The following is a 25,758-nucleotide window of genomic DNA, read 5'->3' as shown; positions in this document are numbered from 1 at the left end:
ATGTCCTTTCTTCTGACAGCCACGGCCGCGGTGCCTGCGGTCGGTGCGATCGCCACCGCCGCCGTACCCGCCGCCAGGCGCACCGCGGCCAAATGGCTCGCGCTGTTCTTCTCGCTTGCCACGCTGGCCCTGGCGGCCGTCGTCGCGCTCCGGTTCGACACCGCAGCCGGCGCCGAGCGCTACCAGCTCACCGAATCGCATGCCTGGATCGCGGACTTCGGCGTCCGTTACGAACTGGGCGTGGACGGCATCGGGGTGGCCCTCATCGGGCTGACCGCGCTGCTCATCCCGTTCATCATCATGGCGGGCTGGCATGATGCCGACCCGCAGGAGACAGGCAGCAGCCGCTGGAGGCCCACCCAGGGTTTCTTCGCGCTGATCCTGATGGTGGAAGCGATGGTGATCCTCTCCTTCGAGGCCACCGACGTCTTCCTCTTCTACATCCTGTTCGAAGCCATGCTCATCCCGATGTACTTCCTCATCGGCGGCTTCGGCGACCGCGCCCACTCGGGCTCGGACCAGAACGCGGCGGCCCAGCGCTCCTACGCCGCCGTGAAGTTCCTGCTCTACAACCTGGTCGGCGGCCTGATCATGCTGGCCGCGGTGATCGGCCTCTACGTCGTCGCCGGCACCTTCTCGCTGAGCGAGATCGCCTCGATGCGGGCCTCCGGCGAACTGGAGATGGCCACCAACACCGAGCGGCTGCTCTTCCTCGGCTTCTTCTTCGCCTTCGCGGTGAAGGCCCCGCTGTGGCCGCTGCACACCTGGCTGCCGAACGCGATGGGCGAGGCCACGGCCCCGGTCGCGGTGCTCATCACGGCGGTCGTCGACAAGGTCGGCACCTTCGCGATGCTCCGCTTCTGCCTGGGCCTCTTCCCCAACGCCTCGGAATGGGCCACCCCGGTCATCCTGGCCCTGGCCCTGGTCTCCATCGTCTACGGGGCGCTGCTCGCCGTCGGCCAGCGGGACATCAAGCGCCTGGTGGCGTACGCGTCGATCTCGCACTTCGGGTTCATCATCATGGGCATCTTCGCGATGACCACCCAAGGCCAGTCCGGCGCGACGCTCTACATGGTCAACCACGGCATCTCGACCGCCGCGCTGATGCTGGTCGCCGGGTTCCTGATCTCCCGGCGCGGCTCGCGGCTCATCGCGGACTACGGCGGAGTGCAGAAGGTGGCGCCGGTCCTTGCCGGCACCTTCCTGATCGGCTCGCTCGCCACCCTCTCGCTGCCCGGGCTCGCCCCGTTCGTCAGCGAATTCCTGGTCCTGGTCGGCACGTTCTCCCGCTATCCGGTGATCGGCATCATCGCCACCCTCGGCATCGTGCTCGGCGCGCTGTACTCGCTGGTCCTCTACCAGCGGACGATGACGGGTCCGGTGAAGAACGAAACGGTCAGGATGCCCGATCTCAGGCTGCGTGAACTGCTCGTCGCAGGCCCGCTGATCGTGCTCCTCGTCGTCCTCGGCGTGTACCCGAAGCCGGTGACCGAACTGGTCGACCCGGCGGTCAAGCACACGCTGTCCGATGTGTACGGGGACGAGAACCCCGACCCCGAGCCTGAGGTGGAGGCGGCCAAGTGAGTGCAACAGCCGTCCACAGCCTGTGGACAATCGCGGCGGAGAAGCCGCCCATCGACGCCCCGCATATCGAGTACAGCCTGATCGCCCCCACGCTGATCGTGATCGGCGCGGCGGTGCTCGGCATCCTCGTCGAGGCGTTCGTACCGCGCCGCTCGCGGTACCACGCGCAGCTCTTCCTCTCCGTGGTCGCGCTCGTCGCGGCCTTCGCCTCGGTGGTGGCCCTCGCGGTACAGGGCCATGCGACCACCGAGTCGGGGATCGCGGCCATGGGCGCGCTCGCGGTCGACGGGCCCGCCCTGTTCCTGCAGGGCACGATTCTCCTGGTCGGCCTGGTCTCCGTCTTCACCTTCGCCGAGCGCCGGCTCGACCCGGCGGCACACGGCAACAAGGTGGACTCGTTCGCGGCCCAGGCCGCGTCCGTGCCCGGCGGCGAGAGCGAGCAGGCCGCGGTGAAGGCCGGGTTCACCACGACCGAGGTCTTCCCGCTCGTGCTGTTCGCGATCGGCGGCATGCTGATCTTCCCCGCGGCGAACGACCTCCTGACGCTCTTCATCGCCCTTGAGGTCTTCTCCCTCCCGCTCTACCTGCTCTGCGCCCTGGCCCGCCGCAAGCGGCTCCTGTCCCAGGAAGCGGCGGTCAAGTACTTCCTCCTCGGCGCCTTCTCCTCCGCCTTCCTGCTCTTCGGCATCGCGCTGCTCTACGGATACGCGGGGACGGCCTCGTACGCCGGCATCGCGGACGTCGTCGACGGCGCGGTGGAGAACGTGAACCCCGCGCTCATCGGCACCATGGGCAACGACGCGCTGCTGCTGCTCGGCTCCGCGCTGATCCTGATGGGCCTGCTCTTCAAGGTCGGCGCCGTCCCGTTCCACATGTGGACCCCGGACGTCTACCAGGGCGCGCCCACCCCGGTCACCGGCTTCATGGCGGCGGCCACGAAGGTCGCGGCCTTCGGCGCGCTGCTGCGTCTGCTGTACGTCGTTCTCCCCGGTCTGCGCTGGGACTGGCGCCCGGTCATGTGGGGCGTCGCGATCGTCACGATGCTGCTCGGCGCGATCGTCGCGATCACGCAGACCGACATCAAGCGGCTGCTCGCGTACTCCTCCATCGCGCACGCGGGCTTCATCCTCGCGGGTGTCATCGCGACGACTCCGGACGGCATCTCCTCCGTTCTCTTCTACCTCCTGGCCTACTCCTTCGTGACGATCGGCGCGTTCGCCGTGGTCACGCTGGTGCGGGACGCGGGTGGCGAGGCGAGTCACCTGTCCAAGTGGGCGGGCCTGGGGCGGCGTTCACCGCTCGTGGCGGCCGTCTTCGCGGTCTTCCTGCTCGCCTTCGCGGGCATCCCGCTGACGTCCGGCTTCGCGGGCAAGTTCGCGGTCTTCAAGGCGGCGGCGGAGGGTGGCGCGGGCGCGCTGGTCGTGGTCGGCGTCATCTCCTCGGCGATCGCGGCGTTCTTCTACATCCGCGTGATCGTCCTGATGTTCTTCAGCGAACCCAAGCCCGAGGGCCCGACGGTGGCGGTCCCGTCGCCCCTGACGATGACGGCCATCGCCTTCGGCGTCGCGGTCACGGTGGTCCTGGGCGTGGCCCCGCAGTACTTCCTGGACTTGGCGGGCCAGGCGAGCGTGTTCGTGCGCTGAGGTTTCTGGGAGGTGGGGGCGCTGGGCGCCCCCACCTCCACCTGGCTGTGGGCAGTCGTGCCGCAGGGCGGCACGTGTGGGCACAGCGGCACCCGCGACCGGGGCGGTCCCCGGGGGCCACCCCGCCGCACGCAAACGCGCCTGCACCCGTGCCGGCCACCCCCACGTCCCGAGTTATCCACAGGGCTGTGGATAACTCGGGACGTGTCCGATGCGACCTCTATCGTGAAGGGAGAGGTCGAAAGACGGCCCATGGGACACGGGGGACAGAATGATGGGCGGTATCGCAGTGATGGACGAGACGAGGCCGGCGGACCCCGCCGACCCCGCGCTCTCGGAGAGCGACACCCGGCGCACCTTGCGCAGAGTCTTCGGATACGACCGCTTCCGCGGCGACCAGGAAGCGATCATCGACCACATCGTCGCCGGCGGCGACGCCGTCGTCCTGATGCCGACCGGCGGCGGAAAATCCCTCTGCTACCAGATCCCGTCCCTCGTCAGACCCGGCACCGGCGTGGTGATCTCCCCACTCATCGCCCTGATGCAGGACCAGGTCGACGCCCTGCGCACCCTCGGCGTCCGCGCCGGCTTCATCAACTCCACGCTGGACTACGACGAGCAGCGCATGGTGGAGGCCGAGTTCGTGGCGGGCGAGCTCGACCTGCTCTATCTCGCCCCCGAGCGCCTGCGCCTCGACTCCACCCTGGACCTCCTGACCCGCGGCAAGATCTCCCTCTTCGCCATCGACGAGGCCCACTGCGTGGCCCAGTGGGGTCACGACTTCCGCCCCGACTACCTCGCCCTCTCCCTCCTCGGCGAGCGCTGGCCCGACGTCCCGCGGATCGCTCTGACGGCGACGGCGACCCGGGCCACCCACCAGGAGATCACCAAGAACCTCGGCATGGACGGCGCCCGCCACTTCGAGGCGAGTTTCGACCGGCCCAACATCCAGTACCGCATCGTCGGCAAGGACGACCCCAAGAAGCAGCTCCTGCGCTTCCTCAAGGAGGAGCACCCGGGCGATGCGGGCATCGTCTACTGCCTCTCGCGCAACTCCGTGGAGAAGACCGCGGAGTTCCTGAGCCGCAACGGCATCCCGGCCGTGCCGTATCACGCGGGCCTGGACGCTCGGACCCGCGCGCTGCACCAGTCCCGCTTCCTGCGCGAGGAGGGCCTGGTGGTCGTCGCCACCATCGCCTTCGGCATGGGCATCGACAAGCCGGACGTCCGTTTCGTGGCCCACCTCGACCTGCCCAAGTCCGTCGAGGGCTACTACCAGGAGACGGGCCGCGCGGGCCGCGACGGGCTGCCGTCCACGGCCTGGATGGCCTACGGCCTGCAGGACGTGGTGCAGCAGCGCAAGCTGATCCAGAGCGGCGAGGGCGATCAGGCCTTCCAGCGCCGGGCCGCCGCCCATCTCGACGCGATGCTGGCGCTGTGCGAGACGGTGCAGTGCCGCAGGTCCCAGCTCCTCGCGTACTTCGGACAGCGTCAGGAGAGCGCGGCCTGCGGCAACTGCGACACCTGCCTCACCCCGCCGCAGAGCTGGGACGGCACGGTCGCCGCGCAGAAGGTGCTCTCCACCGTCGTGCGGCTGCAGCGCGAGCGCGGCCAGAAGTTCGGTACGGGGCAGATCATCGACATCCTGCTCGGCCGCAGGACGGCGAAGGTGATCCAGTTCGACCACGATCAGCTGTCGGTGTTCGGCATCGGCGAAGAGCTGTCGGAGGCCGAATGGCGGGGCGTCGTCAGGCAGTTGCTGGCGCAGCGGCTGCTCGCGGTGGAGGGGGAGTACGGGACCCTGGTGCTCACCCCGGACAGCGGCTCGGTGCTGGCCCGGCAGCGTGAGGTGCCGCTGCGCAAGGAGCCCGCGAGGGCTCCCGCGGCGAAGAGCGCGGCGGCCAAGGGGGAGCGCAGGGCAAAGGCGGCGGCGGATCTGCCCGAGGAGCTGCAGCCGCTCTTCGAGACGCTGCGGTCCTGGCGGGCGGCTCAGGCCAAGGAGCAGGGCGTCCCGGCGTATGTGGTCTTCCCCGACGCGACCCTCAGGGAGATCACTCTCGTCGCCCCGTCCTCGATCGACGAACTGGCCGCGATCAGCGGCGTGGGCGAGAAGAAGCTGGCGACGTACGGGGAGAAGGTCCTCGCGGTGCTGGCCGAGTGGAACGCAGGCGGGGCCGGGGAGCTGACCGCGGGGGACGCTCCGGAACCGGCGGCCGGGGAGACGACCGAGGAGGCGACCGGGGTGACGGCCGAGGAGGCGACGGGGTGATGACCGGGTGACGGCCGGGGAGACGACCGAGGGGGAGTGACCGTCCCGCCCGGCCCGTGACCACGGACCGGGCGGGGGAGTGGCCGCAGGGAGCGGCCGGGGAGCGCGGCCGGGCTCAGCCCGGGACCACCCTGCCCGTCACCTCGCCGAGGCCGACCCGTACGCCGTCCGGGCCGGGAGCCCAGGCTGTGAGGGTCACCTCGTCGCCGTCCTCCAGGAAGGTGCGCTTGCCGGAGGGGAGTTCGAGCGGGGTCCTGCCGTTCCAGGTCAGCTCGATCAGCGAGCCGCGCTGGTGCGGCTCGGGCCCGCTGACCGTGCCCGAGGCGTACAGGTCACCGGTGCGCAGCGAGGCGCCGCCGACCGTCATGTGCGCGAGCATCTGCGCGGGCGACCAGTACATGCCGGCGTACGGGGGCTCGGAGATGACCTCTCCGTTGAGCTTGACGGTGATGCGCAGGTCGTAGCCGCCGGGCTCCTCCTCGCCGGAGTCGTCAAGATACGGAAGGAGCGGCACATCACGCGGGGGCAGGGCGACCCGCGCCGAGTCCAGCGCTTCGAGCGGGGTGATCCACGCGGAGACGGAGGTGGCGAAGGACTTGGCCACGTGCGGGCCGAGCGGCACGTACTCCCAGGGCTGGATGTCGCGGGCCGACCAGTCGTTGAGCAGGCAGAGACCGAAGACATGATCACGGAAGGAGGACAGCGGAACGGGCGAACCCATCGGTGAGGGCGCACCGACCACGAAGCCGACCTCGGACTCGATGTCCAGCTTCGCCGAAGCACCGAAGCTCGGCGCCTCGTCCGCGGGCGCCTTGCGCTGGCCGCTCGGGCGGATCACATCGGTGCCGGAGACCACCACGGTGCCGGCCCGGCCGTGGTAACCCACCGGCAGATGCTTCCAGTTGGGCAGCAGCGCATCGCCGTTCGGGCGGAACATCCGGCCGAGGTTGGTCGCGTGGTGCTCGCTCGCGTAGAAGTCGACGTAGTCCGCGACCTCGAAGGGCAGGTGCAGCTCGACGGTGTCGAGGGGGTGCAGGAGCGGCGCCACGACATCACGGTGCGCGGGCACGGTCACCCAGGCGGTGAGCGCGCGGCGGACATCGCGCCAGGTCTGGCGGCCCGCCGCGAGCAGCGGGTTCAGGGTGGGCTGGGCGAGCAGTGGCGCGTACGGGGAGCCGAGCGCGTGCGCGGCAGCCCCGGCGTCGAGCACCCGGTCGCCGAGCCGTACGCCGACCCTGCGCAGCGGCTCACCCGTGGAGGTGGGCAGGGAGAAGACGCCGTACGGCAGGTTGTGCGGGCCGAAGGGGTCGCCCTCGGGAAGGTCGAGCGGGGTGGGCTCGGGCATGGGACGCTGCCTCGCTTTCCATGTGCGGTTGGCCACACGGTACAAGCGGGAGGCGGCGGAGGGGCAGGGTGTCCCGGGCCGTCGGCCCGGGTGACGGGTGTGGTTCCGGTGACGCCAGGCGATTATGGTCGATCCATGTCGGCTTGTCCGAGGTCTATCGATATATCCGTATCCTGGACCGCATGGCAGGACCACCCGCGTACGACCTGATCGCCACCGACCTCGACGGCACGTTGCTGCGCGGTGGCGACACCGTCTCGGTGCGCTCGCGCGCCGCATTGAAGCGGGCCGCCGCGGCCGGCGCTCGGCACATTGTCGTCACCGGACGGCCGGTGCCGCACGTGCGCCATCTGCTCCTCGAGCTCGGCTACGAGGGGCTCGCGGTCTGCGGTCAGGGTGCACAGGTCTATGACGCGGGCAGCAACGAGCTGGTCGGTTCGCTGACCATGGACCGGGCTCTCGCCGATGTGGCGCTCGGCAAGATCGAGGCCGAGGTCGGTGAGGTCTTCGCGGCCGTGAACCAGGACGGTGTCGAGGGCCTGATGCTCATGGAGCCGGGCTACGAGACGCAGCACCCCGCTTTGCCGGCGGTGCGGGTGCCGGACCGTTCCGAGCTGTGGACCGAACCGATCACCAAGGTCCTGATGCGCCATGCCTCCCTCTCCGACGACGCACTGGCCGCGGCGGCCCGCAGTGCGGCGGACGGCCTGGTCTCGGTGACGATGGCGGGCCCGGGGACGGTCGAACTGCAGCCGCTCGGCGTCACGAAGGCCACCGGCCTCGTGCTCGCCGCCGAGCGGATGGGCATCGCCCCGGAGGCGACGATCGCCTTCGGCGACATGCCGAACGACATCCCGATGTTCCGCTGGGCGGGCCACGGCGTGGCGATGGCGAACGCCCACGCGGAGCTGAAGGCGGTGGCGGACGAGGTCACCACGTCGAACGAGGAGGACGGTGTCGCGGCGGTCCTGGAGCGGATCTTCGCCGGGTGAGGCGACCTCGACCGGGCAGGCGCTCGCCGTGATCGAAACGCGACCGGATACGCTGACTTGAGTGATGGCAGCGACACATCGACAAACCGTGTCATCGACCGTGTGAGTGCCGTGTGACCGACCCTGTGTTCGTCAGCAGACAGGAGAACCCCTCGTGACCGTCGTCGGGCCGTTCGGGCTGAACGTGCGGGACCAGGCCCTCGAAGCCGATGTCCAGGCCGGGTTGGCTGCCGTCGAGGAGGGGCTCCTCGAGGCCACCAAGAGCGGGGTCCCGTTCATCACGGAGGCCGCGCAGCATCTCGTACGCGCGGGCGGCAAGCGGTTCAGGCCGCTGCTCGTGCATCTCGCGGCCCAGTTCGGCGATCCGTACGCGCCGGGCATCGTGCCCGCCGCGGTCGTCGTCGAGCTGACGCATCTCGCGACGCTCTACCACGACGACGTGATGGACGAGGCGGATGTCCGCCGCGGCGTCGAGAGCGCCAACCAGCGCTGGGGCAATTCGGTGGCCGTCCTGACCGGCGACTTCCTCTTCGCCCGCGCCTCCTACATCCTGGCCGACCTCGGCCCGGACGCCGTCCGTATCCAGGCGGAGGCCTTCGAACGCCTTGTCACCGGCCAGATCCTGGAGACCGCGGGCCCGACGGAGGGCCGCGACCCGGTCGACCACTATCTGGACGTGCTCGGCGGCAAGACCGGTTCGCTGGTCGCCGTGTCCTGCCGTTTCGGCGCCATGATGTCGGGCGCCGACGAGACGGTCGTCGATGTCCTGACCCAGTACGGCGAGCGCCTCGGTGTCGCCTTCCAGCTCGCCGACGACGTCCTGGACATCGCCTCCGACTCCCACGAGTCCGGCAAGACCCCCGGCACCGACCTGCGCGAGGGCATCCCCACGCTGCCGGTCCTGCATCTGCGTGCCCAGGCCGCGCAGCACGGCCGCCCCGAGGACCTCGCCCTGTGCGAGCTGCTCGACGGCGACCTCACCGACGACGCCCGGCACGCCGAGGCCCTCGCCCTGCTGCGGGTGCACCCGGCCCTCGACCAGGCCCGCCGCGACACCGTGCGCTACGCGGAGGAGGCCCGTGCCGCCCTCGCCCCGCTGCCGGACTGCGATGCCAAGGCCGCGCTGCGCGAGCTGTGCGACGCGGTGGTGCACCGGGCGGGCTGAGCCCTGGCCGGTGCGCGCCCCGGGCCTTCGGCCGGGTCAGCGCCCCGCAGGCCCGGCGGCCCATCCCTTACGGGTGGGGGAGGCCGGCACCCCCGTATGTCATCCCACAGAAGTACGTGGAGTTGATTCCGGGGGCTGACGCTTCCGGGCGGGCGATTTGGTCGTATGGAGAGGTACACACGACGACGAGATCAGCCCGCCGCACCACGGAGGTATGGCACACATGGCACCGAACGCACCCTACGAACCGGCTCCCGTTCGCGATGAGGCCGATGACCTGCGCAGCGGCCGGCGCAAGGCGGCGCGTTACCTCGTGCCCGCCGCCGTGGCCGGTGTGGCCGCGCTGACGATCGGTCTCGTACCGGCGTTCGCCGGCTCGGGCGATCCCGATCTGCCGGAGATCAGCGCGCAGGAACTGATCGAGAAGATCGCCGCTTCGAAGACCGAGCAGTTCTCCGGCAATGTGAAGATCACGACCGACCTGGGCCTGCCGGCCATCGCCTCCTTCGCCGAGTCCTTCACCTCCGGCCTCGGCGAGGACGGCGCGGACGGCAAGGGGACACCGGACCCGCAGAGCAAGCTCCTGGAGCTCGCCACCGGCACGCACCACCTGCGCGTCGCCGCCGACGGCCCCGAGAAGCAGAAGCTGACGATCCTCGGCAAGGGCTCCGACTTCAGCCTGATCCACAACGGCGAGGACTCCTGGGCGTACGACAGCGGCTCCAAGGAGGCCGTGCACACGGAGGGCGAGCCGGGCGAGGCGCACGAGGGGCCCGAGGTGCCCGAGCAGCCGGCGACCCCGGCGGAGCTGGCCGAGGAGGTCCTGGAGGCCGCCGACCCGAGCACGAAGCTCAGCGTCGACGGCACCTCGCGGATCGCGGGCCAGGAGGCCTACCGGCTGAAGCTGGAGCCGAAGCAGTCCGGCTCCACGATCGGCTCGGTCACGATCGACGTGGACGCGGACACCTACGTACCGCTGAAGTTCGCCCTCCACGCCACCGACGGCGGCAAGCCCGTCATCGACGCGGGCTTCACCAAGGTCGACTTCTCGCAGCCCGCGGCCTCGGAGTTCACCCTGCCGAAGGGCACCAAGGTCACGGAGGCCGAGGACCTGGAGAAGGACTTCGAGGACGACTTCGAGGACTTCGGGAAGGACTTCGAGAAGGAGTTCGGGAAGGACGGCTTCGGCAAGGGCGACAAGCACCCCTGGGGCGAGGGCGAGGGCGCCGACTTCGCCGAGAACGTGAACGTCATCGGCGAGGGCTGGTCCACCATCCTCGCCTTCGACACCGGCGGCCAGGGCATGCCGGACGCCGACGAGATGAAGGACGCCCCGGCCGGGCTCTCCGGGCTGCTCGACTCCTTCGGAGACAAGGTCTCCGGCGACTTCGGCTCGGGCACGGTCTTCAAGACCCGGCTGATCAACGTCCTGATGACGGAGGACGGCAAGGTCTACGCCGGCGCGGTCACCAAGGACGCGCTGGTGAAGGCGGCGGACGAGGCCGCGAAGTAGCCGTACGGCACGGACGAGGCCTCGAAGCAGCCGCACGGCACCGACAAGGCCTCGAAGCAGCCGCACGGCAGGTTTACGGCCCATGAGCGGGGCCGGAGGGCAAGCCGCCCTCCGGGCCCGCTCGGGCACGTCCGGTGCGCGGCCCCGCTACGAGGAGGCGTGCTCCCGGGCGGGCGCGGACGGGGCACCCGCGGACGGGGCACCCGCGGACTGCGCCTCGGCCGCCGCCGCGAGCCGCTGCACCTCGGCCCGGTTGCGCCGGGAGGTCCGCAGCGCGTCCCAGGTCAGAGTGGTCAGCGCCAGCCAGACGAGGGCGAAACCGGCCCAGCGCTCGGCGGGCATGGCCTCGTGGAAGTACCAGACGCCGAGCAGGAACTGGAAGACCGGCGCCAGGTACTGCAGCAGCCCGAGCGTCGAGAGCGGCACGCGGATGGCGGCCGCCCCGAAGAGCACCAGCGGCAGCGCCGTGACCACACCGGTTGCCGCGAGCAGCGCGGCATGCCCGCCCCCGTGCATGCCGAAGGCGGCCTCGCCGCGCGAGCCGAGCCACAGCAGATAGCCGAGCGCGGGCAGGAACTGCACGGCGGTCTCGGCGGCGAGCGATTCGAGCCCGCCGAGGCCCAGCTTCTTCTTGACCAGGCCGTAGGTGGCGAAGGAGAAGGCGAGCGTGAGGGAGATCCAGGGCGGCTGCCCGTAGCCGACGGCGAGCACGAGCACCGCCGCGAAGCCGATGCCGACGGCCGCCCATTGGGCGGGCCGCAGCCGTTCCTTGAGCAGCAGGACGCCCATGGAGATGGTGACGAGCGGATTGATGAAGTAGCCGAGCGAGGCCTCAACGACATGGCCGGTGTTCACCGACCAGATGTACAGGCCCCAGTTCACGGTGATGACACCCGCGGCGAGGGTCACGAGCCCGAGTCTGCGCGGGCTGCGGAGCAGTTCGCCGGCCCAGGCCCAGCGCCGTACGAAGAGCAGCGCGAGCAGCACGAACGCGAGGGACCACACCATCCGGTGCGCGAGGATCTCGACCGATCCGGCGGGTTTGAGCAGCGGCCAGAACAGCGGCACGAGCCCCCACAGCCCGTACGCGGTAAACCCGTAGACCAGTCCGGCACGACCCTCACCCGACGGTTTCACGGCCCCTCCTCGTCTCACATCGTGACCCGCACACGAAGGTAGCGGCCGAAGGCCTCCGCTGTCATGCCCGTATCGCTATACGGTCATGACAGCCGCGTCCGTGCGTGCGACCTGGGCTGTGGCGCAGGCCCGCATGCTTCGCACACGCCGTCATCCTTCGCACCTGCCCGCACACGACGAGGCCCGGCCCTGAGCAGACTCAGGACCGGGCCTCGTGCCAGAGGTGGTGCGGACTAGCCGACGACCGTCCAGGTGTCGCCGCCCGCGAGCAGCGCCCCCAGATCCCCCTTGCCGTCTCTCTCGATGGCCTCGTCGAGCTGGTCGGCCATGAGGGTGTCGTAGACGGGGCGGTCGGTGGAGCGGAAGACGCCGATCGGGGTGTGGTGCAGGGTGTCCGGATCGGCGAGGCGGGAGAGGGCGAAGGCCGTGGTGGGGGACGCGGCGTGGGCGTCGTGGACCAGGATCTGCGACTGGTTCTCCTCGCTGACCTCGACGACCTTGAGGTCACCGGTCACGGAGTCCCGTACGACGCCCTTGGCGCGGTCCGCGCCGAAGCGGATCGGCTGACCGTGCTCCAGGCGGATCACCGCCTCCTCGGCCTGCTGCTTGTCCTTCAGCACCTCGAAGGCGCCGTCGTTGAAGATGTTGCAGTTCTGGTAGATCTCCACGAGGGCGGTGCCCGGGTGGTCGGCGGCCTGGCGCAGCACCTCGGTGAGGTGCTTGCGGTCGGAGTCGACCGTCCGCGCCACGAACGAGGCCTCGGCGCCGATCGCGAGCGACACCGGGTTGAAGGGCGCGTCCAGCGAGCCCATCGGCGTCGACTTGGTGATCTTGCCGACCTCGGAGGTGGGCGAGTACTGGCCCTTGGTGAGGCCGTAGATCCGGTTGTTGAACAGCAGGATCTTGAGGTTCACATTGCGGCGCAGCGCGTGGATCAGGTGGTTGCCGCCGATGGACAGCGCGTCGCCGTCACCGGTGACGACCCAGACGCTCAGGTCGCGGCGCGAGGAGGCGAGGCCGGTGGCGATCGCCGGGGCGCGGCCGTGGATGGAGTGCATCCCGTACGTGTTCATGTAGTACGGGAAGCGGCTGGAGCAGCCGATGCCCGAGACGAAGACGATGTTCTCCCTGGCCAGTCCGAGCTCGGGCATGAAGCCCTGCACCGCGGCGAGCACCGCGTAGTCGCCGCAGCCGGGGCACCAGCGCACTTCCTGATCGGACTTGAAGTCCTTCATGGACTGCTTGGCCTCGGCCTTCGGCACGAGGGAGAGCGCCTCGGTCGTGCCCGGACCTTCCGTGATCGTCTCAGCCATCGATGGCCTCCTTGAGAGCCGTGGCGAGCTGCTCGGCCTTGAACGGCATGCCGTTGACCTGGTTGTACGAGTGGGCGTCGACCAGGTACTTCGCGCGCAACAGGCCGGCGAGCTGGCCGAGGTTCATCTCGGGAACCACCACCTTGTCGTAACGCTTGAGGACCTCGCCGAGATTCCGCGGGAACGGGTTGAGGTGCCGCAGATGGGCCTGCGCCACGCTCTGTCCGGCCGTGCGCAGGCGGCGTACGGCCGCCGTGATCGGTCCGTACGTCGAACCCCAGCCGAGGACGAGGAGGCGGGCCTCGCCGTTGGGGTCGTCGACCTCCAGGTCCGGGACCTCGATGCCGTCGATCTTGGCCTGGCGGGTGCGGACCATGAAGTCGTGGTTGGCCGGGTCGTAGGAGATGTTGCCGGTGCCGTCCTGCTTCTCGATGCCGCCGATGCGGTGTTCGAGACCGGGAGTGCCGGGGACGGCCCACGGACGGGCGAGGGTCTGCGGATCGCGCTTGTACGGCCAGAAGACCTCGGTGCCGTCGTCGAGGGTGTGGTTGGGCCCCTGGGCGAACCGGGTGCGCAGGTCCGGCAGCTCGTCGACCTCCGGGATCCGCCACGGTTCGGAGCCGTTGGCGAGGTAGCCGTCGGAGAGCAGGAACACCGGGGTGCGGTATTCGAGCGCGATCCGGGCCGCCTCGATCGCCGCGTCGAAGCAGTCGGCCGGGGTCTGCGGGGCGACAACCGGCACCGGTGCCTCGCCGTTGCGGCCGTACATGGCCTGCAGCAGGTCGGCCTGCTCGGTCTTGGTCGGCAGGCCGGTGGACGGGCCGCCGCGCTGGATGTCGACGATGAGCAGCGGCAGCTCCAGGCTGACCGCGAGACCGATCGTCTCGGACTTCAGCGCCACGCCCGGTCCCGAGGTGGTGGTCACCGCGAGGCTGCCGCCGAAGGCCGCGCCGAGCGCGGCGCCGATGCCGGCGATCTCGTCCTCGGCCTGGAAGGTCCGCACACCGAAGTTCTTGTGCTTGGACAGCTCGTGCAGGATGTCGGAGGCCGGGGTGATCGGGTACGAGCCCAGGTAGAGCGGCAGGTCCGCCTGCTGCGAGGCGGCGACCAGGCCGTACGAGAGGGCCAGGTTGCCGGAGATGTTGCGGTAGGTGCCCGTCGGGAACGCCTTCGCCGCCGGCAGCACCTCGTAGGAGACCGCGAAGTCCTCGGTGGTCTCGCCGAAGTTCCAGCCTGCGCGGAACGCCGCGAGGTTGGCCTTCATGATCTCGGGCTTGCGGGCGAACTTCTGCTTGAGGAAGTTCTCCGTGCCCTCGGTCGGGCGGTGGTACATCCAGCTCAGCAGGCCGAGCGCGAACATGTTCTTCGAACGGCCCGCGTCCTTGCGCGAGAGTTCGAAGTTCTTGAGCGCCTCGACGGTGAGCGTGGTCAGCGGCACCGGGTGCACGCTGTAGCCGTCCAGCGAGCCGTCCTCCAGGGGACTGGTCTCGTAGCCGACCTTCTGCATCGCGCGCTTGCTGAATTCATCGGTGTTGATGATGACCTCGGCGCCGCGCGGCACATCGCCGATATTGGCCTTGAGCGCGGCCGGGTTCATCGCCACCAGCACGTTCGGGGCGTCGCCCGGCGTGAGGATGTCGTGATCGGCGAAGTGCAGCTGGAAGCTGGAGACGCCCGGGAGCGTGCCGGCGGGCGCGCGGATCTCGGCCGGGAAGTTCGGCAGGGTGGACAGATCGTTGCCGAACGACGCGGTCTCGGAGGTGAAACGGTCACCCGTCAGCTGCATTCCGTCGCCCGAGTCGCCCGCGAACCGGATGATCACCCGGTCCAGACGGCGGACCTCTTTGTCCGCGGACGGTTTGCGCTGTTCACCGACAACGTCACCCACCACGGCATCGCCTGCGGCGCTCTCTGCCTGCTCGGCTGGGCTACTGACCTGGCTGGTCACTGAACTGGACCTCCCTCGAGGCTGCGGCACGGGAAGTGACCGGCCGACCGGTCCTTCCAGGGCCACCCTACGTCGGTAAGGGTCGCCTTCCTGAGGGCGCTCAGATGGTGGACGCCCAAATGAGACGGTCGGCTGTCCGGATCCGCCCCCATTTGCTCACCCACCGACCTCTTGCCGCCCTTCACTGGAGACGCTCCGTGCTCATCCTTTGGTTCTAGGTCCCCGGCCCTGGTCCGGGAGTTCGCGGCCGGACCCCGTCATCATCTGACAGGGTGTCAGCTCGCTAGGAGTTGAGATAGGTCAGGACCGCCAGAACGCGACGGTGATCCCCGTCACTGGGTGACAGGCCGAGCTTCAGGAAGATGTTGCTGACGTGCTTCTCCACCGCCCCGTCGCTCACCACCAGCTGCCGGGCGATCGCCGAATTGGTCCTGCCCTCGGCCATCAGGCCCAGCACCTCGCGCTCGCGCGGGGTCAGCCCGGCCAGCACATCCTGCTTCCGGCTGCGCCCGAGCAGCTGCGCGACCACCTCCGGGTCGAGGGCCGTACCTCCCTCGGCGACCCGTACGACCGCGTCGACGAACTCCCTGACCTCCGCCACCCGGTCCTTGAGCAGATAGCCGATGCCGCGGCTCGACCCGGCGATCAGCTCGGTCGCGTACTGCTCCTCCACATACTGCGAAAGGACCAGGACCCCCAGATCCGGGTACTTCGCGCGCAGCTGGACGGCCGCGCGCACGCCTTCGTCCGTATGGGTCGGCGGCATCCGCACGTCCGCCACGACCACATCGGGGAGGCTGCCCTGCCCGTCGAGCTCGTCGACGGTCTTCACCAGCGCGTCCCCGTCACCCACGCCCGCCACCACGTCATGCCCCAGGTCGGTCAGCAACCGGGTCAGGCCCTCCCTGAGCAGCACTGAATCCTCGGCGATGACCACCCGCACCCTGTCCTCCACGATCCGTCCGTCCCCCCGGCTCCGGGGAGCGTGCCGGCGGACCCCCGTCGACACGCTCCGAGTCTGCCTCCAGCATCCCAGGGTCCGGGGGGATCCGCGGTTGACTTGGGGAGGCGGGCGTGTGCTTCGGAAGCTGTACTCAGACCCCGCTCCGGGCCCGAGGCGCCTGGGCCTGATCCGAAGCGGGGTCTGGCAACAACTTCTTTTCTGGCAACAACTTCTTATCGGCCGCGCCAGGGCAGCTCGGCCGTGACCGACGTCGGCCCGCCCTCCGGCGAGTCGACCGCCAGGATCCCGTCCACCGCGTCGAGCCGCTCGGCCAGACCACTCAGCCCGGAGCCCTGGCCGAGCCCGGCCCCGCCGATCCCGTCATCCATGACCTGCAGCATCAGCCGGTCCTCCGAGCGCCACACATCCACCGTGGCCCGCCGGGCCCGGGCGTGCTTGCTGACGTTCTGCAGCAGCTCCGAGACCGTGTAGTACGCGATTCCCTCGATCGCCGCCGCCGGGCGGTACGGCAGATCCACCTCGACCTGCACCGGAACCGTGCACTTGGCCGCGAGCGAGGAGAGCGCGGCATCGAGCCCGCGGTCGGTGAGCACCGCCGGATGGATCCCACGGGCCAGATCCCGCAGCTCCTGCAGTGCCGTCTTCACCTCGCCGTGCGCCTCGTCGACCATCCGCGCCGCGGCCTGCGGGTCCTCCCGGAGCTTCTCCTTGGCCAGGCCCAGATCCATCGCGAGACCCACCAGGCGGGCCTGCGCGCCGTCGTGCAGATCGCGCTCGATCCGCCGCAGATCCGCCGCCGCGGTGTCCACGACCGCGCCGCGGTCCGACTCCAGCTCCACGACCCGGGTGACGAGCCGGGAAGGACCGAGCAGCCCGAGCACCATCAGCCGGTCCACGCCGGTCAGCGCCCGCAGCACCCACGGTGTCACCAGCACCACGAGCAGGCCGATCAGGCAGGTCACGCCGATCTCGAAGGGGTTGTCCAGATAGAACTGGTGCGTTTCGTCGCCGTAGAGCTGGAGCCCGTCCTGCCCGGCGTACATCGGGAAGACCCACTGCCACAGCGGATACGTGAACAAGGTCCAGCCGACGCTCCAGAACGTCACCGCCACCACGAACGCGAACGTCGCCCACGGGAAGTGCAGCAGCGCGTAGAGCACATGCCGCCAGGACGAGCCGCTCTTGAGCACCGCGCCCATCCACGCCAGCGCGCCCTGCTTCCGCTGCCGCAGCGGCTCCGGGCTCTCCACGTCGAGGCCGAGCAGCGCGCGGGCACGGGCGCGCTCCACCGCGCCGAGGCCGCGCAGTCCCACGAGGCAGCCGGCGAGCACCGGGACGCCGAGGAAGGTGACGAGCAGGCCCGCGCCGAGCGAGATCATCGTGACGGCGAAGCTGAAGGTCAGGACGGCCATCGGCAGGCTGACAAGGAGATAGCCGAACTCCCGCCAGGTCCGCGCCTCGACGGGCGCCCGCAGCGCGGGCGGGAGGAAGTGGGAGCGCCCGGGCGTGCGCCGGGCCGGGCCGCTGCCCGCGGAGTCCGTGCCCTCGTCCTCGAACCGGGACCAGGCCTGCTGTCCGTATTCGGTAGCCATCGGTGTCGTCCGTTCTCCTCGTTGCAGCCTTCTGTGGCCTTCTGTGGCCTTCTGCGTCCTCTGCGGCCCTCTTCGACACGTCCAGCCTCGCGATCCGAGGCCCCCGGCACCATGCGGCCCGTCTCCGTTTCCACCCGGGGGTTTTCCCCACCCCGAGTGGAGCGAGGGCTACGCCCGGTCCCGCCACGGCACCTCGGCCGTCACCGTCGTCCCCTCGCCCCGGGGTGACTCGACCACGAACAGCCCGTCCACCGCGCCGAGCCGCTCGGCCAGGCCCGCCATCCCCGTACCGCCGTCGAGGCGCGCGCCGCCGAGGCCGTCATCGCTGACCTGCAGCATCAGCCGCTGCTCCGAGCGCCAGACGTCCACCGCCGCCACCCGGGCGGAGCTGTGCTTGCTGATGTTCTGCAGCAGCTCGGAGACCGTGAAGTACGCGATGCCCTCGATCGCGGGCGCCGGTCGCTCGGCCAGATCGACCGTGACCTTCACCGGCACGGTGCACCGCGAGGCCACCGAGGACAGTGCGGCATCGAGCCCGCGGTCGGTGAGGACCGCGGGATGGATCCCGCGGGCCAGATCGCGCAGCTCCTGCAGGGCGAGCTTCACCTCACCGTGTGCCTCGTCGACCATCGAGGCCGCCGCATCCGGATCCTGGAGCAGCTTCTCCTTGGCGAGGCCGAGCCCCATCGCCAGATTCACCAGCCGGGCCTGCGCGCCGTCGTGCAGATCGCGCTCGATCCGCCGCAGATCCGCCGCCGCGGTGTCGACGACCACCCCGCGGTCGGATTCGAGCTCGGCGATCCGCCGCTCCAGCTCATCCGAGGGCGAGAGCAGTCCGCGCACCATCGCCCGGTCCGCGTTGGTCAGCATCCGCGCGATGAACGGCAGCACCGGCCACAGCACGAACAGCGAGGTCAGGGTCATGGCGAAGGTGAACACGCCCCACGGAAGCCGGATGAACCCGTACAGCACCGTGCGCCAGCCGACCGGGTCCTTCAGCCCGTTCCACACCCGGGCCACCGCCCCGTCGCCCTGCCGGGGCAGCGGGCTCGGCTCCTCGATCCGCAGGCCGAGCAGCCCGCGCGCCCGCGCCCGTTCCCAGCGGCCGAGCAGCCGGGCGCCCGCCAGGCCGAGCGCGAGTACGGGCAGCCCGATCACCGTGAGGGAGAGCATCCCGCCGGTGAACAGCACGGTCACCACGTACACGAAACCGAGCAGCGAGACCGGGAGGTTGATCAGCAGATGGGCTATCTCCTGCCAGGTCTGCCGGTCGTAGGCGAAGCGTGCAGGCGGCAGCGGCTCGCCGCCCGTCTGCGGAGCGGTACGTGTGGTCATGCCGCCAAGCGTGCCGTCTCGCGCGCGCCGGTGCCATGAGGTCCGCCGCACGGATCAACTGGGGAAAACCCCACCCCGGTGCCGACGGCCTGCTCACCCCCGAAGGGGTAACCCCTAGACTCCCGTGCGTACAGATCGTCGAACGGGCGGATCGCCGGACGGAACACAGGCGACAGCGCGGCCGTCGGCGCCGACAACTGCAGCGAGCTGAGGGAGCGAGGTCCACACGTGCCGGAACCAACGGGCGGTGCACCGCTTCTGGCTGCCGAGTACTTCGAAAGCTACTCGGTCGTCGGACTGCTCGCCGTCGTCGGCGTGCTCTTCGTCGCGGTCGCCTTCGGCGCCGGCCGACTGCTGCGGCCCGTCGTGCCGACGCAGGAGAAGTTCCTGACGTACGAGTGCGGAGTCGACCCCGTCGGCGAGGGCTGGGCCCACACCCAGGTCCGCTACTACGTCTACGCCTTCCTGTACGTGATCTTCGCCGTGGACTCCATCTTCCTGTTCCCCTGGGCCACGGTCTTCGCCGCGGGCGGATACGGCTGGGCGACGCTCGTGGAGATGTTCATCTTCCTGGGCTTCCTCACCATCGGTCTGCTGTACGCATGGAAGAAGGGCGTCCTCACATGGACGTGACACCCCGCCCGCAGCCCGCCACCGGCACCGGCACAGCCCCCGGCACCGGCACAGCCCCCGGCACAGGCGCAGCCCCCGGCACGGGCCTGCAGTCCGTCACCGGCCCGCAGCCCGTGGACCTGCCGATGCCGAAGCTCGGCCCGCTGGCCCGGCTCGCACCGCAGCCCATGAAGGTGGTCCTCAACTGGGGCCGCCGCTACAGCCTGTGGGTCTTCAACTTCGGCCTCGCCTGCTGCGCCATCGAGTTCATCGCCGCGTCCATGGCGCGCCACGACTTCATCCGGCTCGGCGTGATCCCGTTCGCGCCCGGGCCGCGCCAGGCCGATCTGATGATCGTCTCCGGCACGGTGACGGACAAGATGGCGCCCGCGGTCAAGCGGCTCTACGAGCAGATGCCCGAGCCCAAGTACGTGATCTCCTTCGGCGCCTGCTCCAACTGCGGCGGGCCCTACTGGGATTCGTACTCCGTGACCAAGGGCGTCGACCAGATCATCCCGGTCGACGTCTACGTGCCCGGCTGCCCGCCCCGGCCGGAGGCGCTGCTGCAGGGCGTTCTCAAGCTGCAGGAGAAGATCGCACGGGAGTCGCTCGGCGAGCGCTACACACCGGCGTCACCCGCCGCGCTCCGGAGCGGCCTGGTGAAGCCGCCGGCTCCGGCGCAGGCTTCGGGACCGGCTCCGGACTCGGCTCCGGACTCGGCTCCGGCTTCGGGACCGGCTCCGGACTCGGCTTCGGATGCGGCTCCGGCCTCGGGGGAGGACGCGCGGTGACCGGCTGGCTCCCTGGTGAGGCGACCGCGCTGTTCGGTCCCGATGCGACGGCCGAAGAGGCGTACGACCTGCTCACGGTCGACGTCCCCGCCGAGTCCTGGACCGAGGCGCTCACGGTCGCGCGCTCCACGCTCGGCTGCACGTACTTCGACTGGCTGAGCGCCGTCGACGAGCCCGGTGTGGGCTTCCGGGTCTGCGCCCATGTCGCGGCGCTGCACCCCCTGCGCCGCCTCCTCCTCCGTACGACGGTCCCGCACGAGGCCGCACGGCTCGACTCGGCGATCGAGGTGTACGCGGGCGCGGGCTGGCACGAGCGGGAGACGCACGAAATGTTCGGCGTCGACTTCACCGGCCATCCCGGACTCGACCCGCTGCTGCTGCCCGAGGGCTTCGAAGGCCACCCGCTGCGCAAGGACTTCGTGCTCGCGGCGCGCGTCGTGAAGGCATGGCCGGGCGCGAAGGAACCGGGGGAGTCCGAGCACGGCGGCCCCAAGCGCCGCCAGATGCTGCCGCCGGGCGTCCCGGACCCCAATGAGTGGGGCCCGCTGAAGGGCCAGCTCCCGCCCGCACCGGCGCGTCCGGCACGTGGCGCGGGACGGGCCGCGGGCGCGGGTGCGCGCGCGGGGGGCGCCGGAGCCCGTGCCGCCGCAGCCGCCGGGGAGCGCCCGGCGCGCCGGACCCGCAGCGCGAGCGAGGGCTCGGCCAGCCAGGCGGCGGCCCCTGCTTCCGCCACCGAAGCCCCCGCCGACCCGCCGGAGTCCGCCGCCGAGGCCGCCCCGCGTCCACGGCGCACCCGCAGCGCGAGCGAGGGGTCCGCCAGTCAGGCGGGTACGGGCACACCGCGGCGTAACCGCAGCGCGAGCCAGGGGTCCGCGAGCCAGGCAGCCGAGGGCATGCCCGGCGCCGGCCGTACGGACGGCGCGAGCGAGACGTCACCCGGCCCGGCGGCAGGCGCTGCAGGGGCCGATGCTCCCTGGCACAACCCCCGTTCGGCGTTCGGCGACGAGGAACCGCCCGCCGACACGGCCGCCAAGTCGGCCACGGAACCTGCCCCTGTGCAGCCGCCCGCGGACACCACACCTCGCCTCGCCGAGGACGCCACCCCGGAGCCCCCGGCCACCCCGGAGCCCCCGGCCACCCCGGCCACCCCCGACCTGTCGGCCGACCCGGACTCTGCCGCTGCGGACTCCACTGACTCCGACCGCACCGACACCGACCCAGAACCCCCCACCGGAGGCGACCGCGCATGAACGACGTACTCGACGTCGCCCTGCGACTGCTCGTCGTCTTCGTCGTCTTCCTGACCTTCCCGCTCATCGTGGGGCAGACCGAGCACAAGGTCATGGCCCATATGCAAGGCCGCCTCGGCCCGATGTACGCGGGCGGGTTCCACGGCTGGGCGCAGCTCATCGCCGACGGCGTGAAGTTCGCGCAGAAGGAGGACGTCGTCCCGGCCGAGGCCGACCGGAAGGTCTTCCAGCTCGCGCCCGCCGTCGCCCTGCTGCCGTACCTCCTCGTCCTGGTCGCGATCCCCATCGGTCCGGGCGAGGGCGCGGTCGGCCAGGTCATCGACGCCGGGATCTTCTTCGTGCTCGCCGTGATGGGCGTCGGCGTCCTCGGCTCGCTGATGGCCGGCTGGGCCTCCGCCAACAAGTTCTCCCTGCTCGGCGGTCTGCGTACCGCGGCCCAGCTGCTCGCGTACGAGCTGCCGATGCTGCTCGCCGCCGCCTCCGTGGCGATGGCGGCCGGGACGGTCTCGCTGCCCGGGATCCTCGACGCCTTCGAGTGGTGGTGGCTGCCGTGGCAGATCATCGGCGCCCTGGTCTTCTTCGTGGCCGGGCTCGCCGAACTGCAGCGCCCGCCCTTCGACATGCCGGTCGCCGACTCGGAGATCATTTTCGGCGCGTACACCGAGTACACGGGCCTGCGGTTCGCTCTCTTCCTCCTTGCCGAGTACGCGGGGATCGTCATCCTGTGTGCTCTGACCACCGTCCTCTTCCTCGGCGGCTGGCACGGCCCGTTCGGCGCCGACGGTCTCGGCTGGCTGTGGACCCTGGTCAAGACCGGCATCCTCGCCTTCCTCGTGATCTGGCTCCGGGTGAGCTATCCGCGCCTGCGCGAGGACCAGCTGCAGAAGCTCGCCTGGACCGCCCTCGTCCCGCTCGCGCTCGCGCAGATCGCGCTCACCGGCATCGTGAAGGTGGCGATCAACTAAATGGCCCCGATCCCCGGAAGCGGCCTGGCCAAGGGCCTCGCCGTCACCCTGCGCACCCTGACGAAGAAGACCGTCACGGCGCAGTACCCCGATGTGCAGCCCGAACTCCCGCCCCGTACGCGCGGTGTGATCGGCCTGTTCGAGGAGAACTGCACGGTCTGCATGCTCTGTGCCCGCGAGTGCCCCGACTGGTGCATCTACATCGACTCCCACAAGGAGACGGTCCCGGCCGCGACGCCGGGCGGCCGCGAGCGCAGCCGCAACGTCCTCGACCGCTTCGCCATCGACTTCTCGCTCTGCATGTACTGCGGTATCTGCATCGAGGTCTGTCCTTTCGACGCGCTCTTCTGGTCACCGGAGTTCGAGTACGCGGAGACGGACATCCACGAACTCACCCACGAGCGCGACAAGCTCCGCGAGTGGATGTGGACGGTGCCCGCCCCGCCGGCGCTCGACGAGGGCGCCGAGGAGCCCAAGGAGATCGCCGCCGCCCGCAAGGCGGCCGAGAAGCGCGCCGCCGAGCAGGCCCAGGCGGCCGAGCAGGCCGCGGCCCAGGAACCCGCCCCCGATCCCGGCCCACAGGAGGGACAGTCGTGACGTCCGCAGCCGTCAGCTCCCTCGCTGCCACCGCCCCCCAGGGCTTCCTCTCGCCCACCGGCGTGGAGATCGCGTTCGTCCTCGTGGGCATCGCGAGTCTCGGCGCGGCGATCGTCACGGTCACCACGAAGCAGCTGGTGCACGCGGCCCTGTGGCTGGTCGTCGCGCTCGGCGGGCTCGCCGTCGAGTACCTCCTGCTCACCGCCGAGTTCATCGCCTGGGTGCAGGTACTGATCTACGTCGGTTCCGTGGTCGTCCTCCTGCTGTTCGGTCTGATGCTCACCCGGGCCCCGATCGGCCGCTCCCCGGACGCCGACTCCGGCAACCGCTGGGCCGCGCTCGCCGTCGCCCTCGCCTCCGCGGGCGCCCTCGTCTGGGTCGTCGTCGACGCCTTCCGTACGCAGTGGATCGACCTCGACGGCGCGGTCCAGGGCTCCACCCAGGTCACCGGCTCGATCCTCTTCCGGCACTGGGTGCTGCCCTTCGAGGCCCTGTCCGTCCTGCTCCTGGCCGCCCTGGTCGGAGCGATCGTGCTGGCTCGCAAGAACGGCGGATCCGCGGGCACCGAAGCGGGCGCCGATGCCAAGGGCCCCGGCGCCACGGGCCCCGGCGCCACGGGCCCCGGAGTGGCGGCCGGATCGGCCGGCACACCCGAGCCCCCGGCCACGGACAAGGAGCAGCGCTGATGCACCTCGCCTATCCCGCCGTGCTCGCGGCCCTGCTCTTCTGCGTCGGCCTCTACGGAGTCCTGGCCCGCCGGAACGCGATCCTGGTCCTGATGTCCGTCGAGCTGATGCTCAACGCCGTCAACCTCAACCTCGTCGCCTTCGACGTCTGGCTGCGCGACGCCCTGCACGCCGGCCAGGCCCTCACCCTCTTCACGATCGCCATCGCCGCCGCCGAGATCGGCATCGGCCTCTCGATCGTGCTGATGGTGTACCGCAACCGCGGCACCTCCGACATCGACAAGCTCCGCGACACCGCCGAGCGCCACGGGCCCGACGACGGCGGCGGCGACGACACCGCCGCAGCGGCCCCCGGGGCACCGGCACACAGGACAGAGGCCGCCGCGTGACGACCACGACCCTCGCCGTTCTCGTACCCCTCCTTCCGTTCCTGGGCGCTGTCGCCGGTCTGCTCCTGGGCCGCAAGGCACCTGGTTTCGTCCGGCCGCTCGCGGTCCTGCCCACGCTGGCCGCGCTCGTCCTCGCGGTTCTCGTGGCCGCACGCCATGGCGGCGGCAGCCCGGTCGAGGCCTCGACCCAGCTGACCCCGACCGGCTCGGTGCCGATCGAACTCGCCCTCCACCTGGACGGCTTCGCGGCCCTGACCGCCGTCCTGGTGGGCGTCGTCGCCTCCTGCGTGCAGATCTACTCGACGGCGTATCTGCGCGAGGACCCGCGCTACCCCTCGTATGCCGCCCTCGTCTCGCTCTTCACCTCCGCGATGCTGCTCGTCGTCTACTCCGGCGACCTGATGGTGCTCCTGGTCGGCTGGGAGATCATGGGCATCTGCTCGTACTTCCTGGTCGGCCACTACTGGGAGACCCCGGAGGCGCGCGCCGCCTCGCTGAAGGCCTTCCTCGTCACCAAGCTCGGTGACGTCCCCTTCCTGATCGGTCTGTTCGCGCTCGCCACGGACACCGGCTCGTTCCGGATCACCACGATCCTCGGCGAGGTGGCGAGCGGCGGCCTCGACCACCCGACCCTGATCGCGCTGCTCCTGCTCGCCGGTGTGGCGGGCAAGTCGGCGCAGTTCCCGCTGCACACGTGGCTGCCCGACGCGATGGCCGGTCCCACGCCGGTCTCCGCGCTGATCCACGCCGCGACGATGGTCGCCGCCGGTGTCTACTTCGTGGCCCGTCTCCTCCCGGTGTTCGCCGCCTCCGCGGCGGCGCTCGTCGTACTCGCCGTCATGGCCGCCGTCACGATGGCCGGTTCGGCGCTCGCCGCCCTCGCGCAGGACGACATCAAGCGCGTCCTCGCCTACTCGACGATCGGCCAGCTCGGCTACATGACCGGCGCGCTCGCGGTCGGTGACCGCGGCGCCGGCGCCTTCCACCTCCTGTCGCACGGCGCCTTCAAGGCGCTGCTCTTCCTCGCCGCGGGCGTGATCATCCATGCCGCGGGCACCAACTCGCTCGCCGCCATGTCCCGGATGGGCGGCCTGCGCCACCGTGTCCCGGACGCCTTCTGGACGATGACCGTGGCGCTGCTCGCGCTCGCCGCGATCCCGCCCTTCAGCGGCTTCTTCTCGAAGGAGAGCGTGCTCGGGGCCGCCGAGCACACGGCCACCGGGCACAGCGCCTTCGCCCCCGCCGCCGCGGGTTGGACCGTCCTCGTGGCAGGCCTGGTGACGGCCCTGCTGACCGCCGCCTACGCCACCCGTCTGTGGCTGCTCGCCTTCCGCGGCACCGGCCCCGAGGCCCCCGACCACGGCAGGCAACCGCTCGCCATGACCTCGGTGCTGTGGATCCTGGCCGTCCCCTCCCTCACCGCGGGCCTGACCTACGGCGTGCTCCCCGACTGGTTCGACGGCCGCGAGCTCACTCCCACGCTCACCACCTCGGTCCTGTCGACGGGCCTGGCTCTGGTCGGCATCGTGGTGACCTACGGAGCCTGGCGGCACAGCACCGCGATGGCCGCCCACGCACCCCAAGCCCCCCTCGGCGCGGTCGCCCCCGAGCCGGCGCCTGCCCCCGCCCCCGAGACTCCCGCCCCCGAGACCCCCGCCCCCGAGACCC

General features: G+C 70.8%; 21 protein-coding genes. 14 read left to right on the top strand and 7 right to left on the bottom strand.

What is annotated here, in order from left to right:
- The 3 genes from ACLF6P_RS17040 to recQ all read left to right on the top strand — a co-directional run bounded on the left by ACLF6P_RS17040 (window position 1) and on the right by recQ (window position 5,496).
- Window positions 1–1,584, top strand: a complete 1,584-nt coding sequence (locus ACLF6P_RS17040; protein ID WP_415951233.1) for an NADH-quinone oxidoreductase subunit M — start codon at window positions 1–3, stop codon at window positions 1,582–1,584.
- On the top strand, window positions 1,581–3,227 hold the full coding sequence (gene nuoN, locus ACLF6P_RS17035; RefSeq protein ID WP_415951232.1) for an NADH-quinone oxidoreductase subunit NuoN: 1,647 nt from the start codon (window positions 1,581–1,583) through the stop codon (window positions 3,225–3,227). The genes ACLF6P_RS17040 and nuoN overlap by 4 nt, the downstream gene beginning before the upstream one ends.
- A gap of 292 nt (window positions 3,228–3,519) precedes the next feature.
- On the top strand, window positions 3,520–5,496 hold the full coding sequence (recQ, locus tag ACLF6P_RS17030) for a DNA helicase RecQ (protein ID WP_415951230.1): 1,977 nt from the start codon (window positions 3,520–3,522) through the stop codon (window positions 5,494–5,496).
- Between the two features lie 115 nt (window positions 5,497–5,611).
- Here the strand turns inward: recQ and fahA are convergent, their stop codons facing one another.
- Window positions 5,612–6,841, bottom strand: a complete 1,230-nt coding sequence (fahA, locus tag ACLF6P_RS17025; RefSeq protein ID WP_415951229.1) for a fumarylacetoacetase — start codon at window positions 6,839–6,841, stop codon at window positions 5,612–5,614.
- 182 nt (window positions 6,842–7,023) lie between these two features.
- Here fahA and ACLF6P_RS17020 point away from each other — a divergent pair, with 182 nt between their 5' ends.
- The 3 genes from ACLF6P_RS17020 to ACLF6P_RS17010 all read left to right on the top strand — a co-directional run bounded on the left by ACLF6P_RS17020 (window position 7,024) and on the right by ACLF6P_RS17010 (window position 10,511).
- Window positions 7,024–7,833: an HAD family hydrolase gene (locus tag ACLF6P_RS17020; RefSeq protein WP_415951227.1), complete on the top strand. Its 810-nt coding sequence runs from the start codon at window positions 7,024–7,026 to the stop codon at window positions 7,831–7,833.
- A gap of 154 nt (window positions 7,834–7,987) precedes the next feature.
- Complete coding sequence (locus tag ACLF6P_RS17015; RefSeq protein WP_415951226.1) at window positions 7,988–8,998, top strand: polyprenyl synthetase family protein; 1,011 nt, start codon at window positions 7,988–7,990, stop codon at window positions 8,996–8,998.
- A gap of 223 nt (window positions 8,999–9,221) precedes the next feature.
- Complete coding sequence (locus ACLF6P_RS17010) at window positions 9,222–10,511, top strand: LolA family protein (RefSeq protein ID WP_415951224.1); 1,290 nt, start codon at window positions 9,222–9,224, stop codon at window positions 10,509–10,511.
- A 147-nt stretch (window positions 10,512–10,658) separates the two neighbouring features.
- On the opposite strand, the gene rarD is transcribed toward ACLF6P_RS17010, so the two are convergent.
- The 6 genes from rarD to ACLF6P_RS16980 form a co-directional block, all read right to left on the bottom strand.
- Window positions 10,659–11,648 (bottom strand): EamA family transporter RarD, encoded by a 990-nt coding sequence (gene rarD, locus ACLF6P_RS17005; RefSeq protein ID WP_415951223.1) that lies wholly within the window; start codon window positions 11,646–11,648, stop codon window positions 10,659–10,661.
- 233 nt (window positions 11,649–11,881) lie between these two features.
- Entirely contained in the window at window positions 11,882–12,961 is a 1,080-nt protein-coding gene (locus ACLF6P_RS17000; protein WP_415951222.1) for a 2-oxoacid:ferredoxin oxidoreductase subunit beta, read from the bottom strand.
- Window positions 12,954–14,909 carry a 2-oxoacid:acceptor oxidoreductase subunit alpha gene (locus ACLF6P_RS16995; protein ID WP_415951221.1) on the bottom strand — a complete coding sequence of 652 codons (1,956 nt, stop codon included), beginning with the start codon at window positions 14,907–14,909 and terminating at the stop codon, window positions 12,954–12,956. The genes ACLF6P_RS17000 and ACLF6P_RS16995 overlap by 8 nt, the downstream gene beginning before the upstream one ends.
- 283 nt (window positions 14,910–15,192) lie before the next feature.
- Entirely contained in the window at window positions 15,193–15,852 is a 660-nt protein-coding gene (locus tag ACLF6P_RS16990) for a LuxR C-terminal-related transcriptional regulator (protein ID WP_415951299.1), read from the bottom strand.
- Window positions 15,853–16,085: 233 nt separating this feature from the next.
- Entirely contained in the window at window positions 16,086–17,465 is a 1,380-nt protein-coding gene (locus ACLF6P_RS16985) for a sensor histidine kinase (protein WP_415951220.1), read from the bottom strand.
- A 168-nt stretch (window positions 17,466–17,633) separates the two neighbouring features.
- On the bottom strand, window positions 17,634–18,800 hold the full coding sequence (locus tag ACLF6P_RS16980) for a sensor histidine kinase (protein WP_415951218.1): 1,167 nt from the start codon (window positions 18,798–18,800) through the stop codon (window positions 17,634–17,636).
- A gap of 228 nt (window positions 18,801–19,028) precedes the next feature.
- Between ACLF6P_RS16980 and ACLF6P_RS16975 the strand changes: the two genes are divergently transcribed.
- The 8 genes from ACLF6P_RS16975 to ACLF6P_RS16940 all read left to right on the top strand — a co-directional run.
- Entirely contained in the window at window positions 19,029–19,433 is a 405-nt protein-coding gene (locus tag ACLF6P_RS16975) for an NADH-quinone oxidoreductase subunit A (RefSeq protein WP_415951216.1), read from the top strand.
- A complete protein-coding gene (locus ACLF6P_RS16970; RefSeq protein ID WP_415951214.1) occupies window positions 19,424–20,203 on the top strand; it encodes an NADH-quinone oxidoreductase subunit B in 780 nt (259 codons plus the stop codon). Before ACLF6P_RS16975 ends, ACLF6P_RS16970 begins: the two co-directional genes overlap by 10 nt.
- A complete protein-coding gene (locus ACLF6P_RS16965; RefSeq protein ID WP_415951212.1) occupies window positions 20,200–21,453 on the top strand; it encodes an NADH-quinone oxidoreductase subunit C in 1,254 nt (417 codons plus the stop codon). The genes ACLF6P_RS16970 and ACLF6P_RS16965 overlap by 4 nt, the downstream gene beginning before the upstream one ends.
- Window positions 21,450–22,418, top strand: a complete 969-nt coding sequence (locus ACLF6P_RS16960) for a complex I subunit 1/NuoH family protein (protein ID WP_415951211.1) — start codon at window positions 21,450–21,452, stop codon at window positions 22,416–22,418. The genes ACLF6P_RS16965 and ACLF6P_RS16960 overlap by 4 nt, the downstream gene beginning before the upstream one ends.
- Window positions 22,419–23,015: a NuoI/complex I 23 kDa subunit family protein gene (locus tag ACLF6P_RS16955; RefSeq protein WP_415951209.1), complete on the top strand. Its 597-nt coding sequence runs from the start codon at window positions 22,419–22,421 to the stop codon at window positions 23,013–23,015.
- Window positions 23,012–23,701: an NADH-quinone oxidoreductase subunit J family protein gene (locus ACLF6P_RS16950; protein ID WP_415951208.1), complete on the top strand. Its 690-nt coding sequence runs from the start codon at window positions 23,012–23,014 to the stop codon at window positions 23,699–23,701. Before ACLF6P_RS16955 ends, ACLF6P_RS16950 begins: the two co-directional genes overlap by 4 nt.
- Window positions 23,701–24,090 (top strand): NADH-quinone oxidoreductase subunit NuoK, encoded by a 390-nt coding sequence (nuoK, locus tag ACLF6P_RS16945; RefSeq protein ID WP_415951207.1) that lies wholly within the window; start codon window positions 23,701–23,703, stop codon window positions 24,088–24,090. Before ACLF6P_RS16950 ends, nuoK begins: the two co-directional genes overlap by 1 nt.
- On the top strand, window positions 24,087–25,758 hold a 1,672-nt coding region (locus tag ACLF6P_RS16940; protein WP_415951206.1), incomplete at its 3' end, for an NADH-quinone oxidoreductase subunit 5 family protein. The genes nuoK and ACLF6P_RS16940, both read left to right, overlap by 4 nt.

Source organism: Streptomyces lothianensis (assembly GCF_047779955.1).
In the GTDB taxonomy this organism is placed as follows: domain Bacteria; phylum Actinomycetota; class Actinomycetes; order Streptomycetales; family Streptomycetaceae; genus Streptomyces.
Note: the sequence above shows the minus strand (reverse complement) of the source record. Positions and strands in the feature narration are given on the sequence as shown.